The organism is Aliiroseovarius sp. ABM4_368, from assembly GCF_056161205.1.
In genome coordinates this window covers 107,902-132,139 of the sequence record NZ_JBSWYR010000005.1, presented here as the reverse complement: position 1 = coordinate 132,139, position 24,238 = coordinate 107,902, and the positions used below count along the sequence as shown (strand labels likewise).

General features: G+C 57.6%; 20 protein-coding genes. 9 read left to right on the top strand and 11 right to left on the bottom strand.

Features of this window, described 5'->3' with window-relative positions:
• Positions 1–107: 107 nt before the first annotated feature.
• From ACXAH3_RS14925 to ACXAH3_RS14905, 5 genes are all read right to left on the bottom strand, one after another.
• Positions 108–659 carry a fasciclin domain-containing protein gene (locus ACXAH3_RS14925; protein ID WP_474862895.1) on the bottom strand — a complete coding sequence of 184 codons (552 nt, stop codon included), beginning with the start codon at positions 657–659 and terminating at the stop codon, positions 108–110.
• Between the two features lie 72 nt (positions 660–731).
• Positions 732–1,436 (bottom strand): anti-sigma factor, encoded by a 705-nt coding sequence (locus ACXAH3_RS14920; RefSeq protein WP_474862894.1) that lies wholly within the window; start codon positions 1,434–1,436, stop codon positions 732–734.
• Positions 1,433–1,975 carry a sigma-70 family RNA polymerase sigma factor gene (locus ACXAH3_RS14915; RefSeq protein WP_474862893.1) on the bottom strand — a complete coding sequence of 181 codons (543 nt, stop codon included), beginning with the start codon at positions 1,973–1,975 and terminating at the stop codon, positions 1,433–1,435. The genes ACXAH3_RS14920 and ACXAH3_RS14915 overlap by 4 nt, the downstream gene beginning before the upstream one ends.
• 129 nt (positions 1,976–2,104) lie before the next feature.
• The gene (locus ACXAH3_RS14910) at positions 2,105–2,956 is read right to left on the bottom strand and encodes a DUF4394 domain-containing protein (RefSeq protein WP_474862892.1); all 852 of its coding nucleotides are present in this window, start codon (positions 2,954–2,956) and stop codon (positions 2,105–2,107) included.
• 214 nt (positions 2,957–3,170) lie between these two features.
• Complete coding sequence (locus ACXAH3_RS14905) at positions 3,171–4,076, bottom strand: LysR family transcriptional regulator (RefSeq protein WP_474862891.1); 906 nt, start codon at positions 4,074–4,076, stop codon at positions 3,171–3,173.
• A gap of 285 nt (positions 4,077–4,361) precedes the next feature.
• Between ACXAH3_RS14905 and ACXAH3_RS14900 the strand changes: the two genes are divergently transcribed.
• From ACXAH3_RS14900 to ACXAH3_RS14870, 7 genes are all read left to right on the top strand, one after another.
• Entirely contained in the window at positions 4,362–5,747 is a 1,386-nt protein-coding gene (locus ACXAH3_RS14900; protein ID WP_474862890.1) for an arylsulfotransferase family protein, read from the top strand.
• Positions 5,748–5,780: 33 nt separating this feature from the next.
• Complete coding sequence (locus ACXAH3_RS14895; RefSeq protein ID WP_474862889.1) at positions 5,781–6,020, top strand: hypothetical protein; 240 nt, start codon at positions 5,781–5,783, stop codon at positions 6,018–6,020.
• Positions 6,017–7,486, top strand: coding sequence for a sulfotransferase (locus ACXAH3_RS14890; protein ID WP_474862888.1), 1,470 nt, complete (start codon positions 6,017–6,019; stop codon positions 7,484–7,486). The genes ACXAH3_RS14895 and ACXAH3_RS14890 overlap by 4 nt, the downstream gene beginning before the upstream one ends.
• 142 nt (positions 7,487–7,628) lie before the next feature.
• Complete coding sequence (gene xrtT / locus ACXAH3_RS14885) at positions 7,629–9,050, top strand: exosortase T (protein WP_474862887.1); 1,422 nt, start codon at positions 7,629–7,631, stop codon at positions 9,048–9,050.
• Between the two features lie 27 nt (positions 9,051–9,077).
• On the top strand, positions 9,078–11,180 hold the full coding sequence (locus tag ACXAH3_RS14880; protein ID WP_474862886.1) for a VIT and vWA domain-containing protein: 2,103 nt from the start codon (positions 9,078–9,080) through the stop codon (positions 11,178–11,180).
• 4 nt (positions 11,181–11,184) lie between these two features.
• Entirely contained in the window at positions 11,185–11,919 is a 735-nt protein-coding gene (locus tag ACXAH3_RS14875; RefSeq protein ID WP_474862885.1) for a response regulator transcription factor, read from the top strand.
• Positions 11,920–11,948: 29 nt separating this feature from the next.
• Positions 11,949–13,439, top strand: coding sequence for an ATP-binding protein (locus ACXAH3_RS14870; protein WP_474862884.1), 1,491 nt, complete (start codon positions 11,949–11,951; stop codon positions 13,437–13,439).
• A gap of 9 nt (positions 13,440–13,448) precedes the next feature.
• On the opposite strand, the gene hisD is transcribed toward ACXAH3_RS14870, so the two are convergent.
• Both hisD and ACXAH3_RS14860 read right to left on the bottom strand, forming a co-directional pair.
• Positions 13,449–14,720 (bottom strand): histidinol dehydrogenase, encoded by a 1,272-nt coding sequence (gene hisD / locus ACXAH3_RS14865; protein WP_474862883.1) that lies wholly within the window; start codon positions 14,718–14,720, stop codon positions 13,449–13,451.
• Positions 14,721–14,777: 57 nt separating this feature from the next.
• A complete protein-coding gene (locus ACXAH3_RS14860) occupies positions 14,778–17,213 on the bottom strand; it encodes a GcvT family protein (protein ID WP_474862882.1) in 2,436 nt (811 codons plus the stop codon).
• Positions 17,214–17,399: 186 nt separating this feature from the next.
• On the opposite strand from ACXAH3_RS14860, the gene ACXAH3_RS14855 reads away from it, so the two are divergent.
• Positions 17,400–18,923 carry a trimethylamine methyltransferase family protein gene (locus tag ACXAH3_RS14855; protein WP_474862881.1) on the top strand — a complete coding sequence of 508 codons (1,524 nt, stop codon included), beginning with the start codon at positions 17,400–17,402 and terminating at the stop codon, positions 18,921–18,923.
• Between the two features lie 36 nt (positions 18,924–18,959).
• Here the strand turns inward: ACXAH3_RS14855 and ACXAH3_RS14850 are convergent, their stop codons facing one another.
• The 4 genes from ACXAH3_RS14850 to ACXAH3_RS14835 all read right to left on the bottom strand — a co-directional run bounded on the left by ACXAH3_RS14850 (position 18,960) and on the right by ACXAH3_RS14835 (position 23,188).
• On the bottom strand, positions 18,960–19,904 hold the full coding sequence (locus ACXAH3_RS14850) for a LysR family transcriptional regulator (protein WP_474862880.1): 945 nt from the start codon (positions 19,902–19,904) through the stop codon (positions 18,960–18,962).
• Positions 19,905–20,102: 198 nt separating this feature from the next.
• The gene (locus ACXAH3_RS14845; RefSeq protein WP_474862879.1) at positions 20,103–21,647 is read right to left on the bottom strand and encodes an alanine/glycine:cation symporter family protein; all 1,545 of its coding nucleotides are present in this window, start codon (positions 21,645–21,647) and stop codon (positions 20,103–20,105) included.
• A 16-nt stretch (positions 21,648–21,663) separates the two neighbouring features.
• Positions 21,664–22,098 (bottom strand): universal stress protein, encoded by a 435-nt coding sequence (locus ACXAH3_RS14840; protein ID WP_474862878.1) that lies wholly within the window; start codon positions 22,096–22,098, stop codon positions 21,664–21,666.
• A gap of 160 nt (positions 22,099–22,258) precedes the next feature.
• Positions 22,259–23,188 carry a bile acid:sodium symporter family protein gene (locus ACXAH3_RS14835; RefSeq protein WP_474862877.1) on the bottom strand — a complete coding sequence of 310 codons (930 nt, stop codon included), beginning with the start codon at positions 23,186–23,188 and terminating at the stop codon, positions 22,259–22,261.
• On the opposite strand from ACXAH3_RS14835, the gene ACXAH3_RS14830 reads away from it, so the two are divergent.
• Entirely contained in the window at positions 23,187–24,218 is a 1,032-nt protein-coding gene (locus ACXAH3_RS14830) for a 1-acyl-sn-glycerol-3-phosphate acyltransferase (RefSeq protein ID WP_474862876.1), read from the top strand. The genes ACXAH3_RS14835 and ACXAH3_RS14830 overlap by 2 nt on opposite strands.
• Positions 24,219–24,238 lie beyond the last annotated feature (20 nt).

Genomic DNA, 24,238 nt, shown 5'->3' with positions numbered 1-24,238 from the left:
ACATCATGATTAAAGTCCTGTGGCGCGTATGACACCTGCTCAAGTGGTAACAGAATAAGCCAGCCCAGGGGGAAATAGGCTGGCTCATCCCTGCCGATATTCTTGCCTTACTTAGGAACAAGAACCGCGTCGACAACATGGATCACGCCGTTCGACTGATCGACATCGGCGATGGTCACACGGCCAGCGTTGCCGTTTTCGTCATATATGTAGACATCATTCCCTTTCACCTGCGCCGACAGGGCATCGCCCGACACAGCCTTGAAGTGATAGAACCCATCGGACGAGGCGCGGGCCTGACGTGCAAGATCTGCGGCTGACCAGTCACCTGCAACGACATGCGCAGTCAGTACCTTGACCAGCATATCCTTGTTCTCAGGCTTCAGAAGTGTGTCAACGGTTCCAGCAGGCAATGCGGCGAAGGCATCATTCACGGGGGCGAAGACCGTAAAGGGGCCCGGGCCTTGCAGCGTTTCTACAAGACCTGCCGCTTTAACCGCAGCGACCAACGTCGTGTGATCGGCAGAGTTCACCGCGTTTTCCACAATGTTCTTGGTTTCGAACATCGGGGCGCCGCCAACCATAGGGTTCTCCGCATAGGCAGCGGTTGCCATTGTCAGCGCTACAGCGGCGGTGGCTAGCTTGGATACGAGTTTCATATTTTTCTCCTCTCGAGGTTGCCCGCGATCATTTGCGGTTACGAGAGCCACGGCACGAAGTGAGAAGAAGTTTCAGCTTGCCTGAAATAAATCTGCGTCAAAGAACTCATCAGTTGCCAAAACGGCCCCTGTCGGCGCACCCGTAGGCGAGCCGCCTTTGGGTTCATCCGAAACCGCCAACACTCCGCCGTCAATTAAGGCTGCAATCTCGGGAGTGATTTGGAACAAGCTTTCCTGATCCGCAGGAATAACACCCAAGGACACAGGCGCATTGGCATTCGCGCCAATCACCCAAAGCTCGAAATCCCTGCCTGTCGCTGGCACACCCCTTTGAGGGATGACCTTGAACAGATTACCGTCAGGGGCATAACCCGCTTCAATGTGCAATGCACCGTCTTCTGAAATCAATGTGGCATGAAGCGTCGGATCAAAGTCTGGACCGCGCAGCATTGAACTGAAAACAAGGAAAGCTATCGCTGCAAGAATGCCTAAGCTTGGGAAGGCAAGCCCCCTCATTGACCACAATCGCCACGAGCTTCGTTCACGGCCGCCTAATTTGGCCATAAGTTTGGATTTGACTGCTCGTGAAGGGGTCACATCCGGCACATCGGACGCCAAGGCCGAAAACTCCGCTTCCCAGAAATGCACCTGCGCGCGCAGATCAGGTTCGACTTGAAGCCGCGCTTCGAAGGCCCGCTCTGCGTCCGCGTCCAGCAGGCGCAAGACGTATTCGGCGGCCAGCGCCTCGTCCTCGCTGATGTCCTGATGGTCGCTCATCGCGAAAGGCACTCCTTCAAAGATATCAGGCTGCGGCGCAGCCATGTTCGCATTGTATTCAGCGGTACATCAAAGCGGTCCGCAAGCGCTTGGTAGGTTACGCCATCCAGATAGGCAGCACGCACGGCATCGGCCCGGTCGGGCGGCAATTCTTCAAAACAGGCACTGATCCGGCGTTGTTCAGATGCGGCAATGCTTGCCGCTTCGGGCCCTGGGCGTTTCTCGACAAGCTCACCCACGCTATCGAGATCAACATGAGAAGTCTTCTTCGCACGCAACCGATCAATGGCAAGATTCCGAGCAACAGTAATAAGCCATGTCATCGGACTGTGACCTGTCACCGCATATCTGTCAGCTTTGGACCAGATCCGAAGGTATACATCTTGTAGCGCGTCCTCGGCTTCTGCCTTGTTATTCAAGACACGAAGGCAAACGCTGAAAAGTTTCCCGCTTGTGGCGTCGTAAAGCGCAGCCAGCGCAGCCCTGTCACCAAGCGCAACTCTACCAATCAACTTCTCAATATCATTGCGGTTCGTCATGCGCGCCCTTGGCAGCTTGGAAATTTCCGACTCCTAACTTACCTGACAGAAAAGCCCCCGAACGGCAATCTCTTGCCGCCGGGGACTTCCTACTCAGGACTCAAACACTCGCCACTTAACTATTGCAGGCTATTTGCCAAGCGATGCAGCAAAGCCCGACAAGCCACCCATGCCCAGATCGGCTTTCATTGTCGCCGCCCCAGTTTCAAGGTCGATTTCGTAAAGACCGGCAGATGCAGCACCTTCCATTTGCAGGATAGCCAGCGCCATGTTGTCACCTTCTTCGGCCGAAACGATGTCAAATCCACCCCAAGGGGCCAAATCGACGGGCGCCCCATCAACGGTGATTTTACCGATGGTTTCCAAAGTCCCAGCATTATTGGCCAAGCTGACCAATGTGTCTGTTGCAGCATCAAGCGCATATTGGAATGTTGCACCGGCGGTTTCGCCATTGATGGCGTTCGTATAAGCATTGGCAAAGATCATGGGTGCAGTACCCGCCATGGCATCGCCCTCTGCATAGGCGAGGTCGGTGAAACGCCGTACAGAACCAGCCCGTTCATCGTTATCCCCGAAGCCTTCCGGGAAATAGACAAGGTTGTCACCAACCGATGTAACTGCGCGTACAGCATCGATCTTGTTGTTGAAATCAAATGCGACCATCTTGCCGTCACCAATCATTGCACCGTCCATGAACGTGGCACCCAGGTCGGTCATCTCGCCTGACATTGGGTCAATCTTCGCGATCATCCCGTCCGAGAATCCAAGAAGTTCGCCGGTCACCGGGCGCCAGGCAATCGCCTTCAACGGAGAGGTCAGGCTGTAAGTCATCACATCGCCGGGGGCATTCACATCGCTCATTACGACGAGCGTTGCGCCATCATCAGCCAAAGAATAACCGGAAACCGTTGCGTGGCCCGCGGCAAGTGCCGGGGTGGCGGCAAGGGCGATCAGGGACGTCACAAGAGCTTGGATTTTCATCGTTCTTCCTTTCAAATAGGTCTCAAGCGCGCACCTATCAGGATGCGCTCTGCCCCTAATCACGAAAGGCTGCACAGATTAGTTTCAGCATGAGCAAATTTTTTTTGAGATGTACGCCTGTGGTACCCACCCCAAAACGAAGCCATGTCACATTGATGCGTGGCACGGTCTTCTTCGTGTTGAGATATCATCAGCCCAAGGCAATTCGGTCGCTTTAAATTGACCAGCTCTTTCGGTTTCCCAGCCGTTCGATCAAGAAATCGATGAATATTCGGGTCTTGGGGGTCAGAACATTCGAGCGAGGATAGACCAGCCAAAGAACTGTTGCCTCGTTCAAGGACCAATCTGGCAACACGCGGACCAAGCGCCCTGCCGCAATTTCGTGTTCGATATTCCACATCGAACTTATCGCAATGCCCACACCCGCCACTGCCGCCTCGCGTTGCGCGTCGCCGTCATCGACAATTGTGCTGCAAGTCATGGCCTGCGGGTCAAGTTGTACAGTTTCACCATTGGTGCTGATTAAACCACGTGGGTCAAGATTGGACCACGCGATGAAATGGTGGCTCGACAGTTCGGATGGGTGCGCGGGTGTCCCGAAGGTTTCCAGATAGCTTGGCGATGCACATAGTACACGGGTATCATCCGACAACTTGCGCCCCTTCAAACTGCTGTCCTCCAGCGGGGCACTTCTCAGGGCAAGATCGAAGCTTCCTTCGATAGCATCAAAACTGGTATCCGAAAGGCGCAGGTCCAGCGTCAGATCGGGGAAAAGAGTTTGAAATTCAGGCAAAAGCGGCATGATGTGTAACTGTGCAAAACTGCTAGGCGCAGCAAAGCGCAACGTGCCTTTTGGGCCAACATCCGTGCCACCCAACGCTGCTTTTGCGGCCTCTTCCTGTGCAAGAATTTCGCGGGCATAGGGCAGAAAATCCGACCCTTCCAGAGACAATGAAACCTTGCGTGTGGTGCGCCGCAACAGCTCTACCCCAAGTTCTGTTTCCAACTTGGCAAGGCGGGCGCTTGCCACGGCAGGTGCAAGGCCAAGGTCACGACCCGCCGCACTGATATTAAGCCGCTCTGCCGCCATTACGAACAGGCGAAGGTGATCGGTATCCATCAATTATATCCCAGATCTAAAAAGTGAACTTCATGTAGATATGCCGTTACTCGCGAGACATTTCCTTTCACTTCTTATAACTGAGAAAAAGGAGATGAAATTAGACAAGGATCAACGCAAGCTTAACTCCGATTTTAATTCATGTCGTCGATTGATGTCTATTCCCAATCATGGTGGCGTGGACGCTGCATCCACCCAATCATTTTCGCCGCAACCGGATGATCCTTTCTCCTAGGAACCAAGGCTCATGCATGTTATTAGGCTAAGCGAAGTCTGCGAGTTCTCGTGGTTTTTGAAGGGTTTGCCGTGCCGTTTTCGGATAAAATTGCGAGGCTCGTGTTCCTCGGATCGATTGTCATATTGGGGTTCGGGGGTTCGTTTCTGTTCGGCGTCATCGCCGACTGGAACAACCTGCCACCGGTTCCGGCATTGAAAGCCGTCTGGCAGGATCTAACAAGCGACGGCATTGAGGCAAGTGTAGATCCCCGTCGGCACCATTTGCAGCCCTCACGAAATCAAGGTGATGGGGTTGTAACGAACAAAGCGAATGACGATCACCTCGTTTTCATGGTCGGGTTTTTCGAAGACGAAAATCAAGCAAGGCTTGTCGAGCGCGACGGGACTGTTGTGCACAAATGGTCGCTCAACTATTTCGAGCACTTTCCCGATCGGCAAAACCGTGTCTGTAATGTTGCATCGCCATTGCGCGTAGATACCCACGGTGCCTTTTTGACCGAGGACGGCGAATTGGTATTCAACTACGAATACTGCGGTGCCGTTAAGATTGATCGCTGCGGGTCCGTCTTGTGGACAATTTCCGACTTAACGCATCACTCGGTCACCCGTTCCGAGAATGGGGGCTATTGGTTGCTGGGTCGCTATCTATGGTCCCCTATGGACCAACCGGAACGGTTTCCACCATTTTCATCTGCGAACGATGACACGGGTATTGTCCTAGACGACACCATTATGCGGGTTTCCGAAACCGGCGAAATATTGGAACAGGTCTCGATTGCGACTTTAATGCGCGACGGCGGTTTGCTTCCGCTGCTTACCGCGAACGGCGAAAGCTTCACCGACAAAAGCGGCGGACGAAAAGAGCTTGTGCATTCTAACAAGCTGGCGGAGCTGCCCGCAGATTTGGCAGATGCCTTTCCGCTCTTTGATGCGGGCGACCTTGCGATTTCAATGCGAGGGCTGAACCTGGTGATGGTTCTCGACGGCAAGACGCGCGCCGTGAAGTGGCATCAAACTGGTCCGTGGATTAGGCAACACGACCCTGAATTTCGTCCAGACGGACGAATTTCGGTATTCAATAACAATGTTTTCAAAAACGTGTATCGCTCGGGGCAAACTGATATAAATTCGCCCTATGAAACGAATATCATCTTGGTAGACCCTGTAACGAATGAAACGGAAATTCGTTACGGTGGAGATGGACAAGAAATGCTGTCTGTCATCCGCGGGCAGCACGAACTTCTTGCGAACGACGGCGTGATAATCACAGAATTCGACGCTGGGCGAGTGATCGAGATTGACGCCAACAACCAGATTGTCTGGGAATACGTTAATCGCATTGACGACAATTTTGTCGGAGAGATAAGGAATGCCAACGTTTTCCCACGCGCATATTTCAATGACGGCGCGCCAACCCAATATTCTTGTAGCTAACCGCGAATATTCGCGAAACGGAAGGAATGGTCCTTGTTTAAACCTCTCTTAACTGCCCGCTTACTTCCGGTAATCCTGCTTCTTGCGATCCTACCAGGTCCCGCAGCAGCGTATATCGGGCCGGGCGCTGGACTGGGTGCATTCGCCGTCGTGCTGGCGTTCGGTGCGGGTCTGCTGCTTTTGATCATCGGGCTGGTTTGGTATCCCCTCAAAAGAATGATGAAGCGAAAACGGGCCGGGCAAGCCCAGAACAAATCCGCCGAGGGCGAATGACACCTGTCCTTATCGTTTCTCTGCTCGCTGTCGCGGCCTTTGGATTTGGGTTATGGCGCAGCGGGATCTTGTCGGTCGCACAGAAAACCGTCTCGACTGCCATGTCTGGCATATCCACCATCACGGATCGCACTCTCGACGATGAAGAAAAGGAAATTGCGGTCCGCCGTGCTGCGCTCTCATTGCTTGCGGCATCTTTTTCCATCGCCGTTCGCTTTGCACTCGTCCTAGCGGCAACAGCGATCCCGATATTCTTGGCGGATCTCTTGGGCATTGCCAGCAGCGAGGATGTTTTATCGTTTATGATGCGGTTGGATTTCATTCTAATCGTCTCGGTCGTGGCAATTGCGATTGGTGAAGTCATCCGCCGCCGGGCCAAGCGCAAGGCCAACGCCGCAAAGGCCGAAACCAACAGCTATTCGGACGTGGAACAATTTCTGCATGGGATTGCCTTTTCCAGCCCTTCGCTTCAGCGCCGTGTGTCACGGCTTGAGGACCGGTTGATGGGGAAGCCGCGACTGACGGCAGCGCCTCCGATATTCGTCACCTCGCTGGCACGGGGCGGAACAACGGCACTGCTGAACGCCCTGGCGCAGATCCCGGGCATTGCGACCCACACTTACCGCGATATGCCTTTTCTAACCGCGCCACTGTTGTGGGACCGTCTGGCGGGCGGCGCGAAACGCTCTGTTGCCACACGCGAACGCGCCCATGGTGACGGGCTTAGCATCGATCTTGACAGCCCCGAGGCCTTCGAAGAGGTCATCTGGAAAATGCAATGGCCCGAAAAGTATTCTGCCGAAGGAATCGGCCTATGGGGTCAAAGTGATCGCAATCCTGACGCAGATCAGTTCCTTTCCGAGCATATGGCGAAGATCATCCGGGCGCGCTTTGGACAAGACCCAAAGCTTCCCGTGCGGTACTGTTCTAAGAATAACGCCAATATCTGCCGGCTTGAGTATCTTCCAAGCGCCTTTCCCGAAAGCGAAATTGTAATACCGCTTCGTCAACCAGCTCGCCATGCGGAATCTCTACATCGCCAGCACCTAAACTTCCTGACCCTTCAAAAGGACGATGATTTTGTCCGCAAATACATGATGGACATTGGGCATTTTGAATTCGGGCACATCTATACGCCAATGATGTTTCCGGGATTTGCCTCATCCGCCTATGCGCCCGAGGATCCGAACCATTGGCTCAACTATTGGATCAGCGCCTTTCAATACGTTGAAACCCGAATTTCGGCTGGCCAAAGGTTGACGCTTGTCACGCAAGACAGCCTGCGACGGCACCCGCAGGACACGATGACACAGTTGTCTGACAAGCTAGGTTTGCAGCTGAACAATCAAAACTTCGACAAGAACTTTAGATCATCGCCGGACACCGGCGATGACGCGATATTTTGCCCCGATTTGCTAGGCAAATCGCAGGGTATATTCGAGCGCTTGTGTAAGCACGCTCTTTAATTTGGGCGCAATCAGCCCGCCTCGCACTATATGGGCGTCAACGCCCATATGTTCCACCGCCACGCTACCGGGCTCCCTCGCTGCACAGTTTCTGCACAACTTGCGCCACTGATCTGCACAACTGTCTGCGCAAAACCGCGTTATGGAACAAAAACGCGATACCTTGTTGTGGATTGGCCTTGCAACTGCATCAGCCCTGTTGGCCATCGAGCCCGTGCGATGGTTGTTAACCAGCTGGCGCGATCCGTCCTACCAATCAATGGGGGGATGGTACGCCGCTGTGATTATCGGGCTGGCAATCCTGTCCTTCAGCAGTTCGTCCCCAAACGGGCCAGACGCACGAGGGCGCGTTTTTGTTCTATTCCTTTTCGCCGCCGCCATCCGGTTGGCGGGGCAGATGTTGGCGATCAATGTCCTGAGCGCCCTTGCGCTGGCCATCGACGTCTTCGCGCTGGCCACTTTCCTGCGGCTGGACCAGCGCAAAATCGCGCTCTCTCCCTTCTGGCTGTCGGTGTTTTTCCTGTTCTGCCTGCCCTTGGCCCCGATCCTGCAACGCGTCGCAGGCTTCCCCCTTCAGATGATGTCGGCCGAGGTCGCCTGCGCGGCACTCTCGCCCTTCTTCTCTGACCTGATATGCGAGGGCGTGCGCCTTCAACTGAACGGCATCGACGTGTTGGTTGACCTTCCCTGTTCCGGCGCATCGGGCCTGTTGTTGATGGTCAGTCTGTGGTCCTTCATCAACGTCCTGTTTCGCCCCGGGTTTCTGCATGCAATGCTGGCAGGCGTGGTGATCGGGCTGGCCACGGTGGTCGGCAATGGCGTTCGGATCACGCTGCTTGCCGCCGGGCTGGGACACGGCATCAACACGATGGAGCCGGGACTGCATTCCGCCATCGGTCTTGCATCCCTAGCACTGGTCGCGTTGCCCTTGGTGATCTTCTATCGCCCGCAACCTGCCGCTCCGCGCCAAAATACGCAGCGGACGTTCAAACTGCCCAACATCCTGCACTTGCCCGCAACCCTTCTGGCGCTTGGCTTGGCCGTGGCGGTGGTAAACGCCCCGCGCACGCCGCTGGACCGTTCAGACAGCGTGACCGCGATCTATGTTCCGGAACAGCTGCTGGGCAACCCGGCGCAACCCGTCCCGCTTTCCCCGACCGAACAGCATTACTTCGCCAGTTATGGCGGCACCGCGCAGAAGGCTCAATTCGGACCGATGGGCCTGAACATCGTGCGCACCGCATCGCCCCTACGCCATCTGCATTCGCCCGCAACCTGCTTGTTGGGGATGGGATATGACGTCCGTTTTATGGGCACTCGCTTCGACCCTTTGCCCACATCCATTTACGAGGCAACCGCGCCCGATGGACAAGTCTGGACCGTCGCCGTCAGCTTTGTTTCGCAAGACGGCGCGCAGACCGCCGGCGTCGGCGAAGCCGTCTGGAGCTGGCTGAACGGTTCCTCGCGCGTGTGGCAATCCGTTCAGCGCATCACCCCCAAATCCCTACCCGAACCCCAACGCGCAGCCTTCGAGGCCGCCGCACTAGCCGCTTTGGATCTTTGACATTTGACCGACGAAAAGGAGTTTCCCATGACCTATTTCACCTCTGACCGCACGCAGCCCCGCAATCCGGGCCGACGGTTCCCTCGCATCAATCGCGTGACACTTCTGATCGTGCTGGTCGCCTATGCAATCACAATCCCGTTGTCAGTGTTTGCCCAGACGGACCACGAAGACGTTGCCGGGCGTGTGGTGGCGCACGTCGATGGCAAACAGATCGAACTGCCCATGCTGGACAGCGCCTATGCGGTCAATATCGAAGGCGACATGGCCACGGTCGAGCTGCGCCAGACATTCTCGAACCCGTCCCAGGTCCCGCTTGAGGCCGAATACCTCTTCCCCCTGAACCAAAACGCCGCCGTTTTTGGAATGACCATGCAGGTGGGCGATGAAATCGTGCAGGCGATCATTCGCGAGAAACACAAGGCCGAAGCCGAGTACAAGCAAGCCGCCTCGGAAGGCAAAGCCGCCGCTTTGCTGACCCAGCACCGCCCCAACATGTTCACCCAGAAAATCGCGAACCTGATGCCCGGCCTGCCGGTCGAGGTGACGCTGAAATACGTGCAGATGGTGCCCAAGATCGATGGGCAGCACGAGCTGGTGATCCCGATGATCGTCGGCCCGCGCTATCAAAGCCCGACGGCGGATCAACCGCCCGTCGCGCAAGATGACGAAGCCCCCCTGCAAAACGCCACATGGTCGGTCAGCCCCCTGCCCGCCTATCCGAAGGTGGCGGGTCTGACCCTGCCCGACAGCTTTCTGTCGGATCGCGTGTCCTTGGACGTGAATATGGTCGCGGGGGTCGAAGTCTCGCACTTCGCCAGCCCGACCCATCCGCTGGATATTACTGAAACCGACACAGGGCTGAGTGCCGAATTCACCCAAGGCAAGGTGATGGACAACAAGGATCTGGTGTTGCGGTATATGTTGGGCGGGGATGTGCTTCAGGCCGCCACCCTGACCCATCACGACGCCCGCGGCGGTTTCCTGTCGGTGATGATCGAGCCGCCCGCCATCCCCGATGAAGCCACCGCCACCCCGCGCGAGCTGGTCTTTGTTCTGGACACTTCGGGATCGATGTCAGGCGAACCTATGGCCGCCAGCAAACGCTTCATGGATGCAGCCCTGAAGGGACTGCGCCCCGACGATTACTTCCGCATCATCCCGTTCTCGAATTCGGCCCGGCATTTTGCGCAAGGGACAACCCCTGCAACGACCAGCAACATCCAAGCCGGGCGCAAGTTCGTCTCGCAACTGTCTGCCGGCGGAGGAACTGAAATCAACAATGCGATCCGCACCGCTTTCGCCACCAAAAGCCCCGCGGGCACCATGCGCATCGTGGTGTTCCTATCTGACGGCTATATCGGTGGCGAAGCCAAGGTCCTGCACACCATTCGCCAACAAATCGGTCAGGCGCGGATCTATGCCTTCGGGATTGGCAACTCGGTCAACCGTTATTTACTGGACGCCATGGCCGAAGAGGGCCGCGGTTACGCCCGATATGTCGGGCTGGACGAAGACGCGATGGACGTGGCCGAAATCATGGCCGCCAATCTGAAAACCCCCCTTCTAACGGATATTCAGATCGACTGGGGCGGGCTTCAGATCACAGACATCACGCCCACGCGCATCCCGGATCTGTTCGCGGGCAACAGCCTGCGTGTCTATGCGCGCTATAAGGGGTCCGATCAGGGAAAGGTAACGCTGAAAGGTCTGGTTCAGGGACATAAGGCGGAAATGCCCGTAAAGCTGGTCCTGTCCGATCAGGAAGGCGAGGCAGCTTTGCCCCTGATCTGGGCCCGCAACAAGATCGCCGTGATGGAGCGCCGCATCGCTGTAGGCGACCGGACCCAAGCGGCCGATGCCGAGATCACGCGGCTGGGGCTGGAGTTCTCACTGCAAACGCGGAACACCTCGTTCGTGGCGGTTTCGCGGAAGGTGGTGAACACGTCGGGTCAAGCTGCAACGCCGGCGGGCGTCCCGCTGCCGATGGTGTCGGGCGTCAGCGAAAAGGCCTATCCGCAGGGGTTCTCGGGATCTTCAGCGCCAGAACCCGAGGCCATGCTTGGCATGATCCTTGTCGCCGTCATGACCCTGTTGGGCCTGCGCCCACGCCGGTTAAAACGGGTGTAATCCTATGACCCGTCAACAAGTTAGGCTGGACATCGCCCCTGCCCCTTGCAACACATCATCTATGGTTACGCATGTTCTGATCGTAGACGATGATCCCAAAATCCGCGACATCATCCGCATCGCGCTGGAAGCCGCAGGTATGCGCACGACCGAAGCCTCGAACGGCGAGATCGCCCTGACCCACGTGACCCGTGAAAAGATCGACCTTGTGGTACTGGATATCGGCATGCCCAACATGGACGGGTTCGATTGCTGCAAGGCGATCCGCGCGCGATCAGACGTCCCGGTCTTGTTCCTGACCGCCCGCGATGACGAGATCGACAGGGTGCTGGGCTTTCAATTGGGGGCGGACGATTTCGTCCCCAAACCTTTCAGCCCGCGCGAACTGGTGTTGCGGATCAAGGCGATCTTATCTCGGGTCCACGCAGCGTCGCGCCCGCAAAACCATGGGCAACTGTCCTTGGACAGCGCGGGGCATGTCTGCCGGATTGCCGATCACGCACTGGACTTGACCGCGACCGAGTTCCAGCTTCTGGAAAGCCTGCTTGCGCGGCCCGAACACGTGCATGACCGCAACCAGTTGATTCAAGCCATCTATGGCGCGAACTCGACCATGTCGGGCCGTACGATTGACAGCCATGTCCGCAACATCCGCGCCAAGGCCGCGACGGTGGGCTGTGACGACATCATCGCGACCGTCCACGGCGTCGGCATCAAACTTGGCCCATGCAGCCTGTGACCCGGATACGTCAAAAATGGCGCCCCTCGATGGCGCTGGTGGTGGGGTTCATCTGCGTGGGGCTTGTGTCGATCCCGCTTGCGGCAATGCTGACCGTGCAGCTGAAATCGAACCAGTTTGTCCGCGAAACCGAACAGTCTCTTCTGAAACAAGGCGCCATCTATGCCGAGGTCTATCGAACCACGTTCGATGCCTTGGGTGGTCCACCCATTGGCCCCACCGCAGAGGACAAGCAGATGGCGTTCTGGGACGAGGGTCTGCGCCCTATCCCGTCGCGAATTGACGTTCGTAAACAACAGGTTCTACCTCCTCTGCCCGCCGGTAATCCCGTCGACGCGCATGCCGACCCACGCCATGTCGAAACACTGCCCCGCCTACGCGCGCTTGCAAAGGAAGCAGGCCGAACAACCTTAGCCGGGGCCATTTTTCTGGACCATCAAGGCGTCGGGCTGGGCGAAGATGGGCTGCATGATTTCGCAGCCCTGCCCGAGGTACAGACCGCCCTGACCGGAGGCGTCGGTGTTACCTTGCGCGCCCGCGACGACGATTATGGCCGCCACCCGCTGAATTCGATCAGCCGCGACACGGGGTATCGGGTGTTCGTGGCCTTCCCGGTGCTGTCCGAAGACCGCGTGATCGGCGTTGTGCTGCTGTCACGCACGCCCTTAAGTTTGCGCAAATTTGTGTTCCGCGAGCGTGATCCCCTGATGATCATGGGCGTTTTCACTCTGTCCGGCGCGCTGCTGCTTGGCTTTCTTTTGTTGCGTCTTATGTCCCACCCCATCCGGGGCTTGCGCAACGAGGCACGCGCGATTGCTGCCGGCAATCAGCCCAACGCCGAACCCTTGCGCCACTATGGTGTGCGCGAACTGGCCGATCTGGGCGAAAGCATGTTGTCGATGGCGGATACTCTGGATCAAAGATCGAAAGAGATCGCGACCTATACCGATCACGTCACCCACGAATTGAAGTCGCCCGTCACGTCCATTTCTGGCGCTGCCGAGCTGTTGCAAAGTGACGGTTTAAGCGCCGAAAACCGCGCCAAACTGCTGGGCAATGTCCGCAGCGAAAGCGGGCGCATGAACACGTTGCTGACACGTCTGCGCGAGATGACTCAGCTGCGGCAAGAAACCCAGAAAGGGCCGGGCGAATTGGCGGCCATGTTGCCCGATATCGACGGTCTGACGATCCAGATCACTGACCCCAGCGACCGCGAGATCCCTTTATCCGTTGAACATGGCGAAATCATTCTGTTGCATATGGCGCAGAACGCACGGGCCCATGGCGCGACAACCCTGTCGCTTCAATCCCAAAACGGGGTTTTGACCATTTCGGATGATGGCGAAGGGGTGTCACAAAACGATGCGGCCCACCTTGCCGATCCCTTCTTCACCACCCGCCGCGCCCAAGGGGGGACAGGGATGGGTTTGGCCATCGTATCCGCGCTTCTGGATATCTATGGCGCGACATTAGACGTCGTCCCAAACGACGGCGGCGCAGTGTTCAAGATACGGTTTTAATTGGTGAAATTACGTCCGCTTCAACCGTAACTCGGCAGCGCGCGCGTGGCCTTCCATGCCCTCCATCCGGCTGATCCGCGCGGTGCGCAGCGCCAGTTCATGTGCCGCAATGTCGTTACTGCGTTGCCACGTGACAGTTTTGGTAAACTTGTGGACTGACAACCCGCCCGTATACCGCGCAGCCCCGCTGGTGGGCAATACGTGGTTCGGGCCCGAGGTCTTGTCGCCAAAGGACACCGTGACCTCTTTCCCTAGGAAAAGGGATCCATAGGCGGACAGACGGTCCAGCCACCAGTCCAGATCCTCGGCCTGTACCTGCAAATGCTCGGGCGCATAACGGTCACTGACCTGTGCTGCCTCTTCACGGCTGTCGCACAGGACCACCTCGGCGCGGTCGACCCATGCTTGCCGGGCGGCAGATTGGTTGGGCTCGGGCAATTGGCTGATCAGGTGATCGGCCCGCTGCAAAACCCCCTGCGCCAGTGTTTCACTGGTCGTGACCAGCCAAACCGGGCTGTCGGCCCCGTGTTCCGCCTGACTGACCAAATCCCAGGCGACCGTTTCAATATCTGCCGTATGATCCGCGATCACCAAGGAATCCGTCGGGCCTGCGAACATGTCGATCCCAACCTCTCCGAACAGCATGCGCTTGGCTTCGGCGACATAGGCATTGCCAGGACCGACCAGAATATCCGCGGGCTTGGCCCCAAACAGGCCCCGCGCCATGGCAGCGATGCCGTGCACCCCACCAAGGTTCAGGATCAGATCCGCGCCGCACAGATCCATCGCATAGACAATCGCGTCTGGAATGCCGATGTCGGGCCGGGTCGGAGATACCGCTGTAATATGCTGCACACCCGCCACTTTGGCGGTGGTGATGGTCATCAAAGCGCTGGCGATATGGCTGTAGCGCCCGCCGGGCACATAGCAACCCGCGCTGGTCACTGGGATCTGCTTTTGGCCTGCGATCAGTCCGGGGATGACCTCGATCTCACAATCCGACATGGTGGCCTTTTGCGCCTCGGCAAAGCGGCGAATGTTGGAATGAGCGAATTGGATGTCGTCTTTCAGATCCTGCGAAACCCGCGCGCAAGCGGCGTGCCGGTCTTCATCGGACAGCACAACATCGCCCGTCCATTTGTCCAACTGCTCGGCATAACGACGAACGGCGTCCTCGCCATCGCGGTCAATATTCGCCAACATGATCGAGACAATATCCCGGATGTCGTTGTTTTCAGCAGCGGGCCGAGGGGCAGCCTGTTTCAAATAGGTGATGGCCATGGGATCAGCATTTATCTTTCGTGAAATGGGTAAAAGGCATGGTTGGAGCTTTCAAATTTAGCTGCGCATCCGCGTATAACTCGGGTCATAAGGGCTGGGGTCGGTGACAGTAGCATCCACCAAATCGCCATACATATCCAGTTTCATCGCGCTGCCCACGGCTGCCAGATCCGGATCCACGAAAGCATAGGCCAGGTTCATGCCGACCCTATGCCCCCAATCGCCCGAGGTGATAGTCCCGACAACCGTGTCGCCTTGCATCAAAGACGCGCCACCATACGCCGGGGCGTGGGTCTGATCCACCTTCAGCGTGACCAGCTTTTTTGTGGGCCCATTGGCCTTGCGCTTGGCCAATGCCTCTTTCCCGATGAAGTCGCCCTTGTCCAGTTTCACGAAGCGATCCAGCGCGGTTTCGAACGGGTCGAATTCAGTCACGATGTCGGCTTTCCAATGCAGGAAACCTTTCTCCATCCGCATCGCATCAACCGCCCGCGCACCAAACAGTTTCAACCCATGCGCCTTGCCCGCCTCGCGAAGCGCCAGATAGGCTGCATAAAGCGAGGCATTTGGCACGTGGACTTCATACGCCAGCTCGCCCGAGAAGCTGACGCCCATGACGGTGGCCGGCGCAAATCCGATGAAGCATTCGCGCACGGACAGCCACGGGAAGGCCTCTTTCGACCAGTCGCCACGCGCACATGCCGACAGCACATCGCGCGCCTTGGGACCCGCTAGAACCAAAATGGTCTGGTCGTTGGTCAACGATCGGATCTGAACATCCTCGCCCGCACCAATATGCTGGGTCAGCCAGTCCATATCGTGATATTCGCTGGCCGCGGCCGAGCCATACCACACCCGATCCGGCCCCCGATCCGAGGCCGGGATATTCGCCACGGTCGCCTCGCTCTTGACCATGCCGTGATGGTTCAAAAGATATCCCAGCCCGACACGCCCATCACGCTTGGTGACCGTTCCGCAGAACATGCGATCAAGGAAGCTGTGGCGATCCGCGCCGGTGATTTCAAACCGGTCGAAGCCGTTCACTTCGCACAGGCCGACATTTTCCTGCACGTTCTTCACGTCTGCGGCAACGATGTCGAAGGCCTCGTCAAAGCTGAAGCTGAGCGTGGGATGAAAGTCCGGTGAGGGTTTGATGTAGTCCATACGCTCCCACCCATTAACCACGGTAAACTCGGCCCCTTCTGCGGCCAGAATGGGCGTCAGGGGCGTGGTCTTTGCTGGCCGCCCGGCGGGGCGGTGTTCATGCGGAAAGTGGAAACGGAATTCGTTTTGGTAATCCTCGATCGCTTTCAGCGCCGTCAGCTCGACATTGGTGTGGCCGGTGAAGCGGCGCGGATCGATGCACCATGTGTCATAGCAGGCTTCGCCATGCACGATCTGTTGCGCCAGCAGCCAGCCATGGCCGCCCCCTTCCCCAAGGCCCGCGCGCAGACCAATGATGCAGAACGCGTTGCGTTTGCCGGGGATCGGCCCGACCAAAGGCGCGCCGTCAATCGTATAGGTGATCGGCCCGTTCACGATGGACCGGATCCCGGTTTCCTCAAGCGCGGGCATCCGTTCGAACGCGCCCGCCAGCACGTCCATCACGCGGTCCAGATCATCGGGACACAGCGCGTTCACAAAATTCGGGTCGATCCCGTCCATGCCCCAGGTCTTGCAGTCCTGTTCATAGAACCCAACCAGCAGCCCGCCCTTTTCCTGCCGTGAATAATAATCGCTGATCGGACAACGCAAAAGCGGCATCCGATGCCCGGCCTCGGCAATCGCAGGGATGTCTTCGGTCAGAAAATACTGGTGCTCCATCGATGCGACCGGGTGATGCACACCCATCATCGCACCGACCTCGTTCACGCGATAACCACAGGCATTCACCACGATGTCGCAGTCAATGTCGCCTTTTTCCGTGTGCACAGTCCACGTGTCATCCTTGTGCTGGGTCAGCGCGGTGACGGGCGTGTTGCGATAGACCTCGGCCCCGGCTTTACGCGCATGAAAAGCCAGCGCCTGACACAGCTGCGCCGGGTCGATGTCCCCGTCCAAAGGATCCCACAGCCCGCCCAGCAAGTTGGTGGTGGAAATCAACGGGTGGCGCCGGGCGCATTCCTCGGCGTCGATCACCTCGAACTCGACACCCATGCCCCGCGCCATCGACGCAAAATGCCGATAGCCCTGCATCTGCGCTTCGGTATTGGCCAAACGGATCCCACCATCGGCGTGGTGATAGTTGATCGGGTATTCCGGGTTCTCGGACAGCTCTTTATACAGGTTGATCGAATGCGTCTTCAGCCCCACCATCGTCTGGTTGGCGCCGAAATTCGTCACCTGCGCGGCCGAGTGCCACGTGGTGCCGCTGGTCAGCTCGTTGCGTTCAACCAGAACGACATCGCTCCACCCTTCTTTGGTCAGATGATAAAGGGTCGAACACCCAGCGATACCGCCGCCGATTACAACTACTTTGGTGCGAGATTTCATTGGGCCGAGCCTCCAAGTCTGTTGACGGGACTACACGGGCAATTTGCCCCGCTTCGCAATCGCAATGGCGTTATGATCAGAATAACGAATTTAGGTTTCGATTTTGTCTAAGTAACTCCAAGAAAGTTGCCCTGAACGTGGTGAACGCCGTTGGATCAAACTGTGATCTTGGAAGCAGGGGGGCGTATGGCCGAACGGCGGGGAAAAAGGAGCGGCCGAAGCGAGCGTCTGGCGCAACGCGCCGCAAAACCCGCGATTGACCCCTGCCCTCCCGGCCAAATCGGCGGCGCGTATCGGCCCCTTAGCGACACAGACCTACGGCGCATCTTCGACACAGCGCTTGACCTTCTGGAAAGGCTGGGCGTGGGCGAGGTGCCGGACCGCTTACGCGACGATCTCTGCGCCATCGGGGCCATCGACAATGGACGAGGGCGGATCCTGTTTCCCCCCGCCCTGGTTGCCGAAGCCATTGATCAGGCTGCAAAAACCTTCACCTTGCATGGGCGCGATCCCGACCGCTCGATCGAGGTAGGCGGCCACAAGGTCTATTTCGGCACGGGTGGCGCGGCGGTGCAAACGCTGGACATGGACAGCGGGATTTATCGGCCATCGACGCTGAAAGACCTTCACGACCTGACGCGGCTTCAAGACACGCTGGCCAATGTCAGCTGGTTCACCCGCTGCTGCGTCGCCACCGACGTCCCCGACACGTATGATCTGGACGTGAACACTGTCTTTGCGCTTCTGAAAAACACGACCAAGCCGACCGCAACTTCGTTCACTTTGGCCGAACACGTGGCCCCCATTGTTAAGATGCTGGACATCGCGGCTGGGGGTCCGGGCGCGTTCGCCAAACGTCCCTTCATGAAGGCTCATATCAGCCCCGTGATTTCGCCCATGCGGTACGGCGAGGACGCGGTGGACGTGGTCTATGAATGCATCAAACACAACATCCCGATTTCCTGCATCACAGCAGCACAGGCGGGCGCGACAGCCCCGGCCACTTTGGCAGGTTTTCTGGCGCAATCCTTGGCGGAAACACTGGCGAGCCTTCTGATGGTGCATGCGATCCAGCCGGGCTTTCCCATGGTGTTTTCCAACTGGCCGTTGGTCATTGACCTGCGCACGGGAGCCTTTTCCGGTGGCAGCGGGGAAACTGCCGTTCTAAACGCCGCCTCGGCACAGCTTTCAAACTGGCTGGGCCTGCCGTCCGGGGTGGCTTGTTCGATGACGGACGCCAAGGCCATCGACGCGCAATATGGGATCGAGAAAGGGATCACGTCGCTTGCCGCCGCCTTGGCCGGAGGCAACCTGATCTATGAAAGCTCGGGCATGACGGCGTCACTGCTTGGCGTCAGCTTCGAAGGCTTCGTGCTGGACGACGAAATGCACTCGAACACCTATCGCGCGCTGCGCGGGATCGAGGTGACAGACGAGAACCTTGGGTTCGATGCCATCTGCGACGCAGTTTTGGGCGACGGGCATTTTCTGGGCGGTCAACATACCTTCGCCGCGATGGAGCGCGATTACTTCTATCCAACACTGGCGGATCGGGACGAGCCCCGCACGTGGGCCCAGAACGGGGCCATGGATGCCTGGGGCCGCGCCAAAGTCAAAGCGCAAGAGATCCTGCGCGATCACAACCCGGCCTATCTGTCACCCGCGCAGGAACGCGAAATCCGTGCGCAGTTCAACATCCTGTCGCTCTAACCCAGCTCAGTCTATCAGCTTGAAACTGTCTGCCAGCTACGGCATCTGCCGATGCAGGGCAGACAGAACATGATCACTGATCAACACCCGCATCTTGCTGTCTATCAACTCGACCAGCGAACGCGAGCAGTCGGGCGTCGCAACGATGGTAAGCGTGCGCGAAAAGCTTTTGCCGGGGAACGCATGCATGGCCAGCTTCGACTGGAACCGCTGTGCACGGGAAAACAGCATCGGCGTGGTGATCGTCCAACCCGCCCCGGCGGCCACCATCGCCATCAGCGTCTGGTTGTTGCTGCATTCAAACCCGGACCGCGTCTTGTACCCCATACGCCGCATCTGCGATTCAATCTGCCGCCCGATCATCAGATTACTGGACAGGCGCAGATACGGCAGTTTGGTGCGGCCTTCGACAACACTGGTCAAAGATTGCTCGCTGAAACGCGGCAGCACGACGACGAAAGGATCCTTCAATAACGGGCGCTCCTGCAAATCGCGCAGCTGCCCATCGGGCGTTGTAGTGATCCCCAGATCAAGCTGCCGATTGCGAAGCATCTCGATAATCGCGTGGCTGGAGTCGGTTTGATACATGAATTCGCAAGACGGCATATGGCCCGACAGGAAAACCGCCAGCTCTGGGATGATGTCACTGTCGAAATCCTCGATCGTGCCAATCCTAAGGTAACTCGCCTCGGTGATACTGCCAGCCGAGGCTTCGGCTTTCGCCTTGCGGATGGCGTAAAGCGCATCGTCGATATTTCGCAAGAACACGTGCCCCTTCGGAGTCAGAACCATGGGCCTGCGCGAATGGTTGAACAGCTCGACGCCAAGGTGGTCTTCCAGATTGCGCAAGTGGTGGGACACCGTGCTGATCGTCAGGCCGGTTTCCTTCGACACTGCCTGAAGCGACCCCTTGCGCGCGCAAATCTGGAACAGCTCCAACCACTTGAGGCTTAGGTCTCGTGGGGCGGAATTCTTGGACATTGCACGCGCTTTTTGTTGGGGCTGGAACATAACCGTCAGGTCAGCATGAGACTATTGTTCCTAATTTATCGAAGCAACGGGATTGTCGATCGAAGTCAGCATCTTGTTTCAATTGCGCCTGTAAGCCGCCGAAAGAATTGGGCCGCTGAGGTGTTCAGCGGCCCAATCATTCTTTCAGCAAAGCGGGAAAGGCCGCTGTTAGTGGTACTTCTTGATCTCGCCCGACTTCAGACGGGACAGATAGCTGTCCAATTCGCCCTTCACGACGGGCATCAGGAAGTAAAGCGCCACGATGTTAACCACGGCCATCGCAAAGATCGCTGCATCCGAGAAGTCGATGACAGGGCCCAGATTGGCCGAAGCGCCGATCACCACGAAGATGCAGAAGATGATCTTGAAGGCCAGCTCTTTCGCGTGGCCTTCACCGAATAGGAAGGTCCAGGCTTTCAGGCCATAGTAAGACCAGCTGATCATGGTCGAGAAGGCAAACAGGATCACCGCAACCGCCAAGATATACTTGAAGAACGGAATGGCGGACGAGAACGCAGCCGAAGTCAGCGCGACGCCTTTATTGCCATCAACCGTCTGAATGGTCGATGCGCCTTCGTCCAGCAGATACATGCCGGTGTTCGGATCGCTGATCAACTGACCGGTGATGATGATCACAAGCGCGGTCATGGTACAGATCACGACGGTGTCGATGAACGGCTCAAGAAGCGATACAAACCCTTCGGTGATCGGCTCTTTGGTGCGAACCGCCGAGTGGGCAATCGCCGCCGAACCAACACCAGCTTCGTTCGAGAACGCAGCCCGTTTGAAACCTTGGATCAGCGCGCCGACCATACCACCGGCAACACCGGCTCCGGTAAACGCACCCGAGAAGATTTCGCCAAACGCCCAGCCAATCATGTTTGCGTTCATGATCAGGATGACCAGAGCAGTCAGCACATAAAGCACGCCCATGAAGGGGACGACTTTCTCGGTCACTTTGGCGATGGATTTCAGACCCCCGACAATCACGGCGAACACGATGGCCGCGAAGATCACGCCCGTAATCCAACCCGGATAGTCGCCGACCACGTTGGCGATCTGCGCATGGGCTTGGTTGGCTTGGAACATGTTCCCGCCACCAAAAGCACCAAGGATACAGAAGACCGAAAATAGGACCGCCATGATCCCGCCTGCAGGCAAGCCACGCTCGGCAAAGCCTTTGGTCATGTAATACATCGGACCACCGGACACGGTGCCGTCCTCGTACTCATTGCGGTATTTCACGCCCAGCGTACATTCGGTAAATTTCGACGCCATGCCCATCAGACCCGCAAGGATCATCCAGAAGGTTGCGCCAGGTCCGCCGATACCCACGGCCACCGCCACACCGGCGATGTTACCAAGGCCCACAGTGCCCGAAAGGGCCGTGGCAAGCGCTTGGAAGTGACTGACCTCGCCCGCGTCGTTGGGGTCGGAATAGTCGCCTTTAACCAGCGAGATCGAGTGCGGAAAAGCCCGGAACTGGATGAAGCCAAAGTAAAGCGTGAAAATGGTCGCGGCAATCACCAGCCACATCACGATCCAAGGAAAGGTGGTTCCCGGAAATGGGCTGAAGATGAAGCTGACGAACCATCCGGTCGCATTCGCGAAGCCTTCGTTGATGGTTTGGTCAAGGGATTGGGCCATGGCTGGCGCAGTCGCCGCCAACATGGCCGGGGCAGCCAGCGCTGCCGTTTTAATCTGAGGGATCATGAGAATTCCTGTTCGCTTAAGGCACAATGGTTACAGGCACGGGCGCGGCCTGCGCCAAGCTGATGGCAACGGATCCAAACACCCGTGACGAAAGACCGGGTTCGCCATTGCGGCCGATTACGATCTGATCTGCGCCGCTCTCATCGGCGATCTTACCAAGGGTCGTGGCAATATTACCGTACTTCAATGCGGTGTCGATTTGCAGCCCGCTGTTTTTCAGGCTTTCAACAGCAGGGGCAAGGATAGCGGCCTCAGCGCGCTCAAGTTCTTCACCGCGACGTTTGTGACGCTCTTCCAATTCGGTCGGAGTCAAAAACGAATATGGCGACCATTCCAGCACGTGGGCGACAACAATACTGCCACCCAAAGCCTGTGCCAAAGACGTTGCAAAAGTAAGCGCCGCTTTGGAGCTGTCGCTACCGTCATAGCCGACGACGATCTTGTGGGACATAATTCCCTCCTTTAGTTAGAGATCCGTTTCCGGACACTCTCAGGCTAGCGCAACCATAAAAAGAATGGTTCTCGGTTTCCCTTTATTCAGGGAAATTTTTCGTACAGACGGTTAGACAATGCGCCACAATAGGAAACTTGTTCTGTTTTTTCGGTCGGGCCTAGGGATAAGACGGCCGGATCGCGCCTGCGCGGGCCAACACCCCAGCCAGCGCCAATCCCGTCACCGCGTGCCAAATCCCCCAGAAGGCCGCGACCACAGCCATTCCGCCCAGCCCGCTGAAGAACCCAAAGATCAGGATCAAACCAAGGCCCGAGTTTTGGATGCCGGTCTCGATCATGATGGCGCGGCGGTCAAAGGCGGATAGCCCTGCCAAAGTGGCGATGCAGAACCCAGCCGCCAGCGCCAGCGCGTTGTGGGCAATGACCAAGCTTGCCACGGCCTGCGCATACTCCAGAAACAGCGCCCAGTTTGCAGCCAGCGCCAGCACCACGAACGCTATGAAGATCCCCATCGACAGATATTGAAGTGACGTGCGCAGACGGCGGGTGATGTCGGGACGTTTGGCGTTCAGCGTCACGCCCAGACACAGGGGCAACACCAACATGACGCCCACCGTGATCGCCACCGACACCGGATCAATCGAGGTTCTCTGCAAAATTTCCCGTGTCGGCTCGTAAAGGCTGCCCCAAAACGCGATGTTCAGTGGTGTCAGAAGGATCGCAAAGATCGTTGCAAAAGCGGTCATCGACACTGAAAGCGCTGCATTCCCACCAGCCCTATGGGTGATAAAGTTCGAGATATTGCCCCCCGGACAAGCCGCCACCAGCATCAAGCCCAAAGCAATCGACGGGCGCGGCGCGGTGGCAAGAACCAGACAAAATGTCAGCGCTGGCAACACAATGAACTGCGACACCAACCCGGTCAGCAACGGTTTAGGAGACCGGATCAACCGTTTGAAATCACTCGTCTTCAGGTCAATCGCGATCGAGAACATGACGATCGCAAGCACGGCGTTCAGGATCTGCAAACTGGTGGGCGAGAAGTTTAGCATCACCTCGTCAATGCCAGCCTGTGCTGGTGTCGTCATGATGCACCCCCCATTTCTGACCACCCCGCCGCCGACAGGCGACGGGTCAAGTTTTGACCGCGTGCCGCGCGTTGGGCAAGCAATAAACGAATTGACCGCGGGCACCGCCGGTTGCAGTCTTGGCATTCAAAACCCAAACACCGAGCTGATCTTGCCCGCACACACCACAAAAAACCCAATGGACGAGCTGCTGCGCGCGCGTCTTCGACTGACAGACAGCGCGCATTTTCGACTGAAGGCGCTGCGCCTTTTAATGAGCACGGTCGATCTGTTCAGCCGCGCGATAACCGGGCAAGCCTTCTTTGCCCTGCGCGAAACAGAACAGGTGCTGCGCGAACTCGACGGGCGCACCGGCCCCGATCTTGTGAAGGCGCTTCTGGCCATGAAGGGCGGCACACAGATCACCGCTCATGGGATCGAAAACATCCCCGCCCAAGGCCCGGTGATCATCGGCGCAACGCATCCCGTCGGCACGTTCGATTTCATCTCGCACGCGGGGGCGTTGCTGGATCATCGGCCCGACCTGAAGGTTGTCGCCAACCGCGAGGCAGAGCGCTTTCTGGGCACCGACCGCATTGTGGCCGTAAACCTTGACCGATCCGACAAAGTGCTGGGCGCGCGACAAACCCGCGAGGAAATGCAGGCGCATCTGGAACAAGGCGGCGCGCTTTTGGTCTTTGGATCGGGGCGCGTGGCGGACCAGTCAAACGGGCTGTTATTCGAACCCCCGTGGCGCACCGGCATCACACGGGTGTCTGGGGTAACGAACGCTCCAATAGTGCCGGCATCCGCCGACCTTCGAAACTCGCGCCATTACTATCGCACCCGAAAATTCGCCCGCATCCTTAGCGGCAACAACGAATATATCGGGCGCGAGGTTGGCTCGCTTCGCTATGTGTCTGAGCTGCTGGCCAAGCTGGGCGGATCGTATGACGTCTATTACGGGCCGATGCAGCCGCCGGGAACCCGTGCCGAAACCTTGCAGGATTTGGTCGAAGGGTTGGTCCCGGGACTTTATCGCGCCGACTAAGGTCGGTTTCCGGCGAACAA

What these genes read in the sequence shown, in the direction of transcription:
- ACXAH3_RS14925 (WP_474862895.1), bottom strand. Translation starts at nt 659, where the DNA reads ATGAAACTCGTATCCAAGCTAGCCACCGCCGCTGTAGCGCTGACAATG.
- ACXAH3_RS14920 (WP_474862894.1), bottom strand. Translation starts at nt 1,436, where the DNA reads ATGAGCGACCATCAGGACATCAGCGAGGACGAGGCGCTGGCCGCCGAA.
- ACXAH3_RS14915 (WP_474862893.1), bottom strand. Translation starts at nt 1,975, where the DNA reads ATGACGAACCGCAATGATATTGAGAAGTTGATTGGTAGAGTTGCGCTT.
- ACXAH3_RS14910 (WP_474862892.1), bottom strand. Translation starts at nt 2,956, where the DNA reads ATGAAAATCCAAGCTCTTGTGACGTCCCTGATCGCCCTTGCCGCCACC.
- ACXAH3_RS14905 (WP_474862891.1), bottom strand. Translation starts at nt 4,076, where the DNA reads ATGGATACCGATCACCTTCGCCTGTTCGTAATGGCGGCAGAGCGGCTT.
- ACXAH3_RS14890 (WP_474862888.1), top strand. Translation starts at nt 6,017, where the DNA reads ATGACACCTGTCCTTATCGTTTCTCTGCTCGCTGTCGCGGCCTTTGGA.
- xrtT (WP_474862887.1), top strand. Translation starts at nt 7,629, where the DNA reads ATGGAACAAAAACGCGATACCTTGTTGTGGATTGGCCTTGCAACTGCA.
- ACXAH3_RS14880 (WP_474862886.1), top strand. Translation starts at nt 9,078, where the DNA reads ATGACCTATTTCACCTCTGACCGCACGCAGCCCCGCAATCCGGGCCGA.
- ACXAH3_RS14875 (WP_474862885.1), top strand. Translation starts at nt 11,185, where the DNA reads ATGACCCGTCAACAAGTTAGGCTGGACATCGCCCCTGCCCCTTGCAAC.
- ACXAH3_RS14870 (WP_474862884.1), top strand. Translation starts at nt 11,949, where the DNA reads ATGGCGCTGGTGGTGGGGTTCATCTGCGTGGGGCTTGTGTCGATCCCG.
- hisD (WP_474862883.1), bottom strand. Translation starts at nt 14,720, where the DNA reads ATGGCCATCACCTATTTGAAACAGGCTGCCCCTCGGCCCGCTGCTGAA.
- ACXAH3_RS14860 (WP_474862882.1), bottom strand. Translation starts at nt 17,213, where the DNA reads ATGAAATCTCGCACCAAAGTAGTTGTAATCGGCGGCGGTATCGCTGGG.
- ACXAH3_RS14855 (WP_474862881.1), top strand. Translation starts at nt 17,400, where the DNA reads ATGGCCGAACGGCGGGGAAAAAGGAGCGGCCGAAGCGAGCGTCTGGCG.
- ACXAH3_RS14850 (WP_474862880.1), bottom strand. Translation starts at nt 19,904, where the DNA reads ATGTCCAAGAATTCCGCCCCACGAGACCTAAGCCTCAAGTGGTTGGAG.
- ACXAH3_RS14845 (WP_474862879.1), bottom strand. Translation starts at nt 21,647, where the DNA reads ATGATCCCTCAGATTAAAACGGCAGCGCTGGCTGCCCCGGCCATGTTG.
- ACXAH3_RS14840 (WP_474862878.1), bottom strand. Translation starts at nt 22,098, where the DNA reads ATGTCCCACAAGATCGTCGTCGGCTATGACGGTAGCGACAGCTCCAAA.
- ACXAH3_RS14830 (WP_474862876.1), top strand. Translation starts at nt 23,187, where the DNA reads ATGATGCACCCCCCATTTCTGACCACCCCGCCGCCGACAGGCGACGGG.
- ACXAH3_RS14835 (WP_474862877.1), bottom strand. Translation starts at nt 23,188, where the DNA reads ATGACGACACCAGCACAGGCTGGCATTGACGAGGTGATGCTAAACTTC.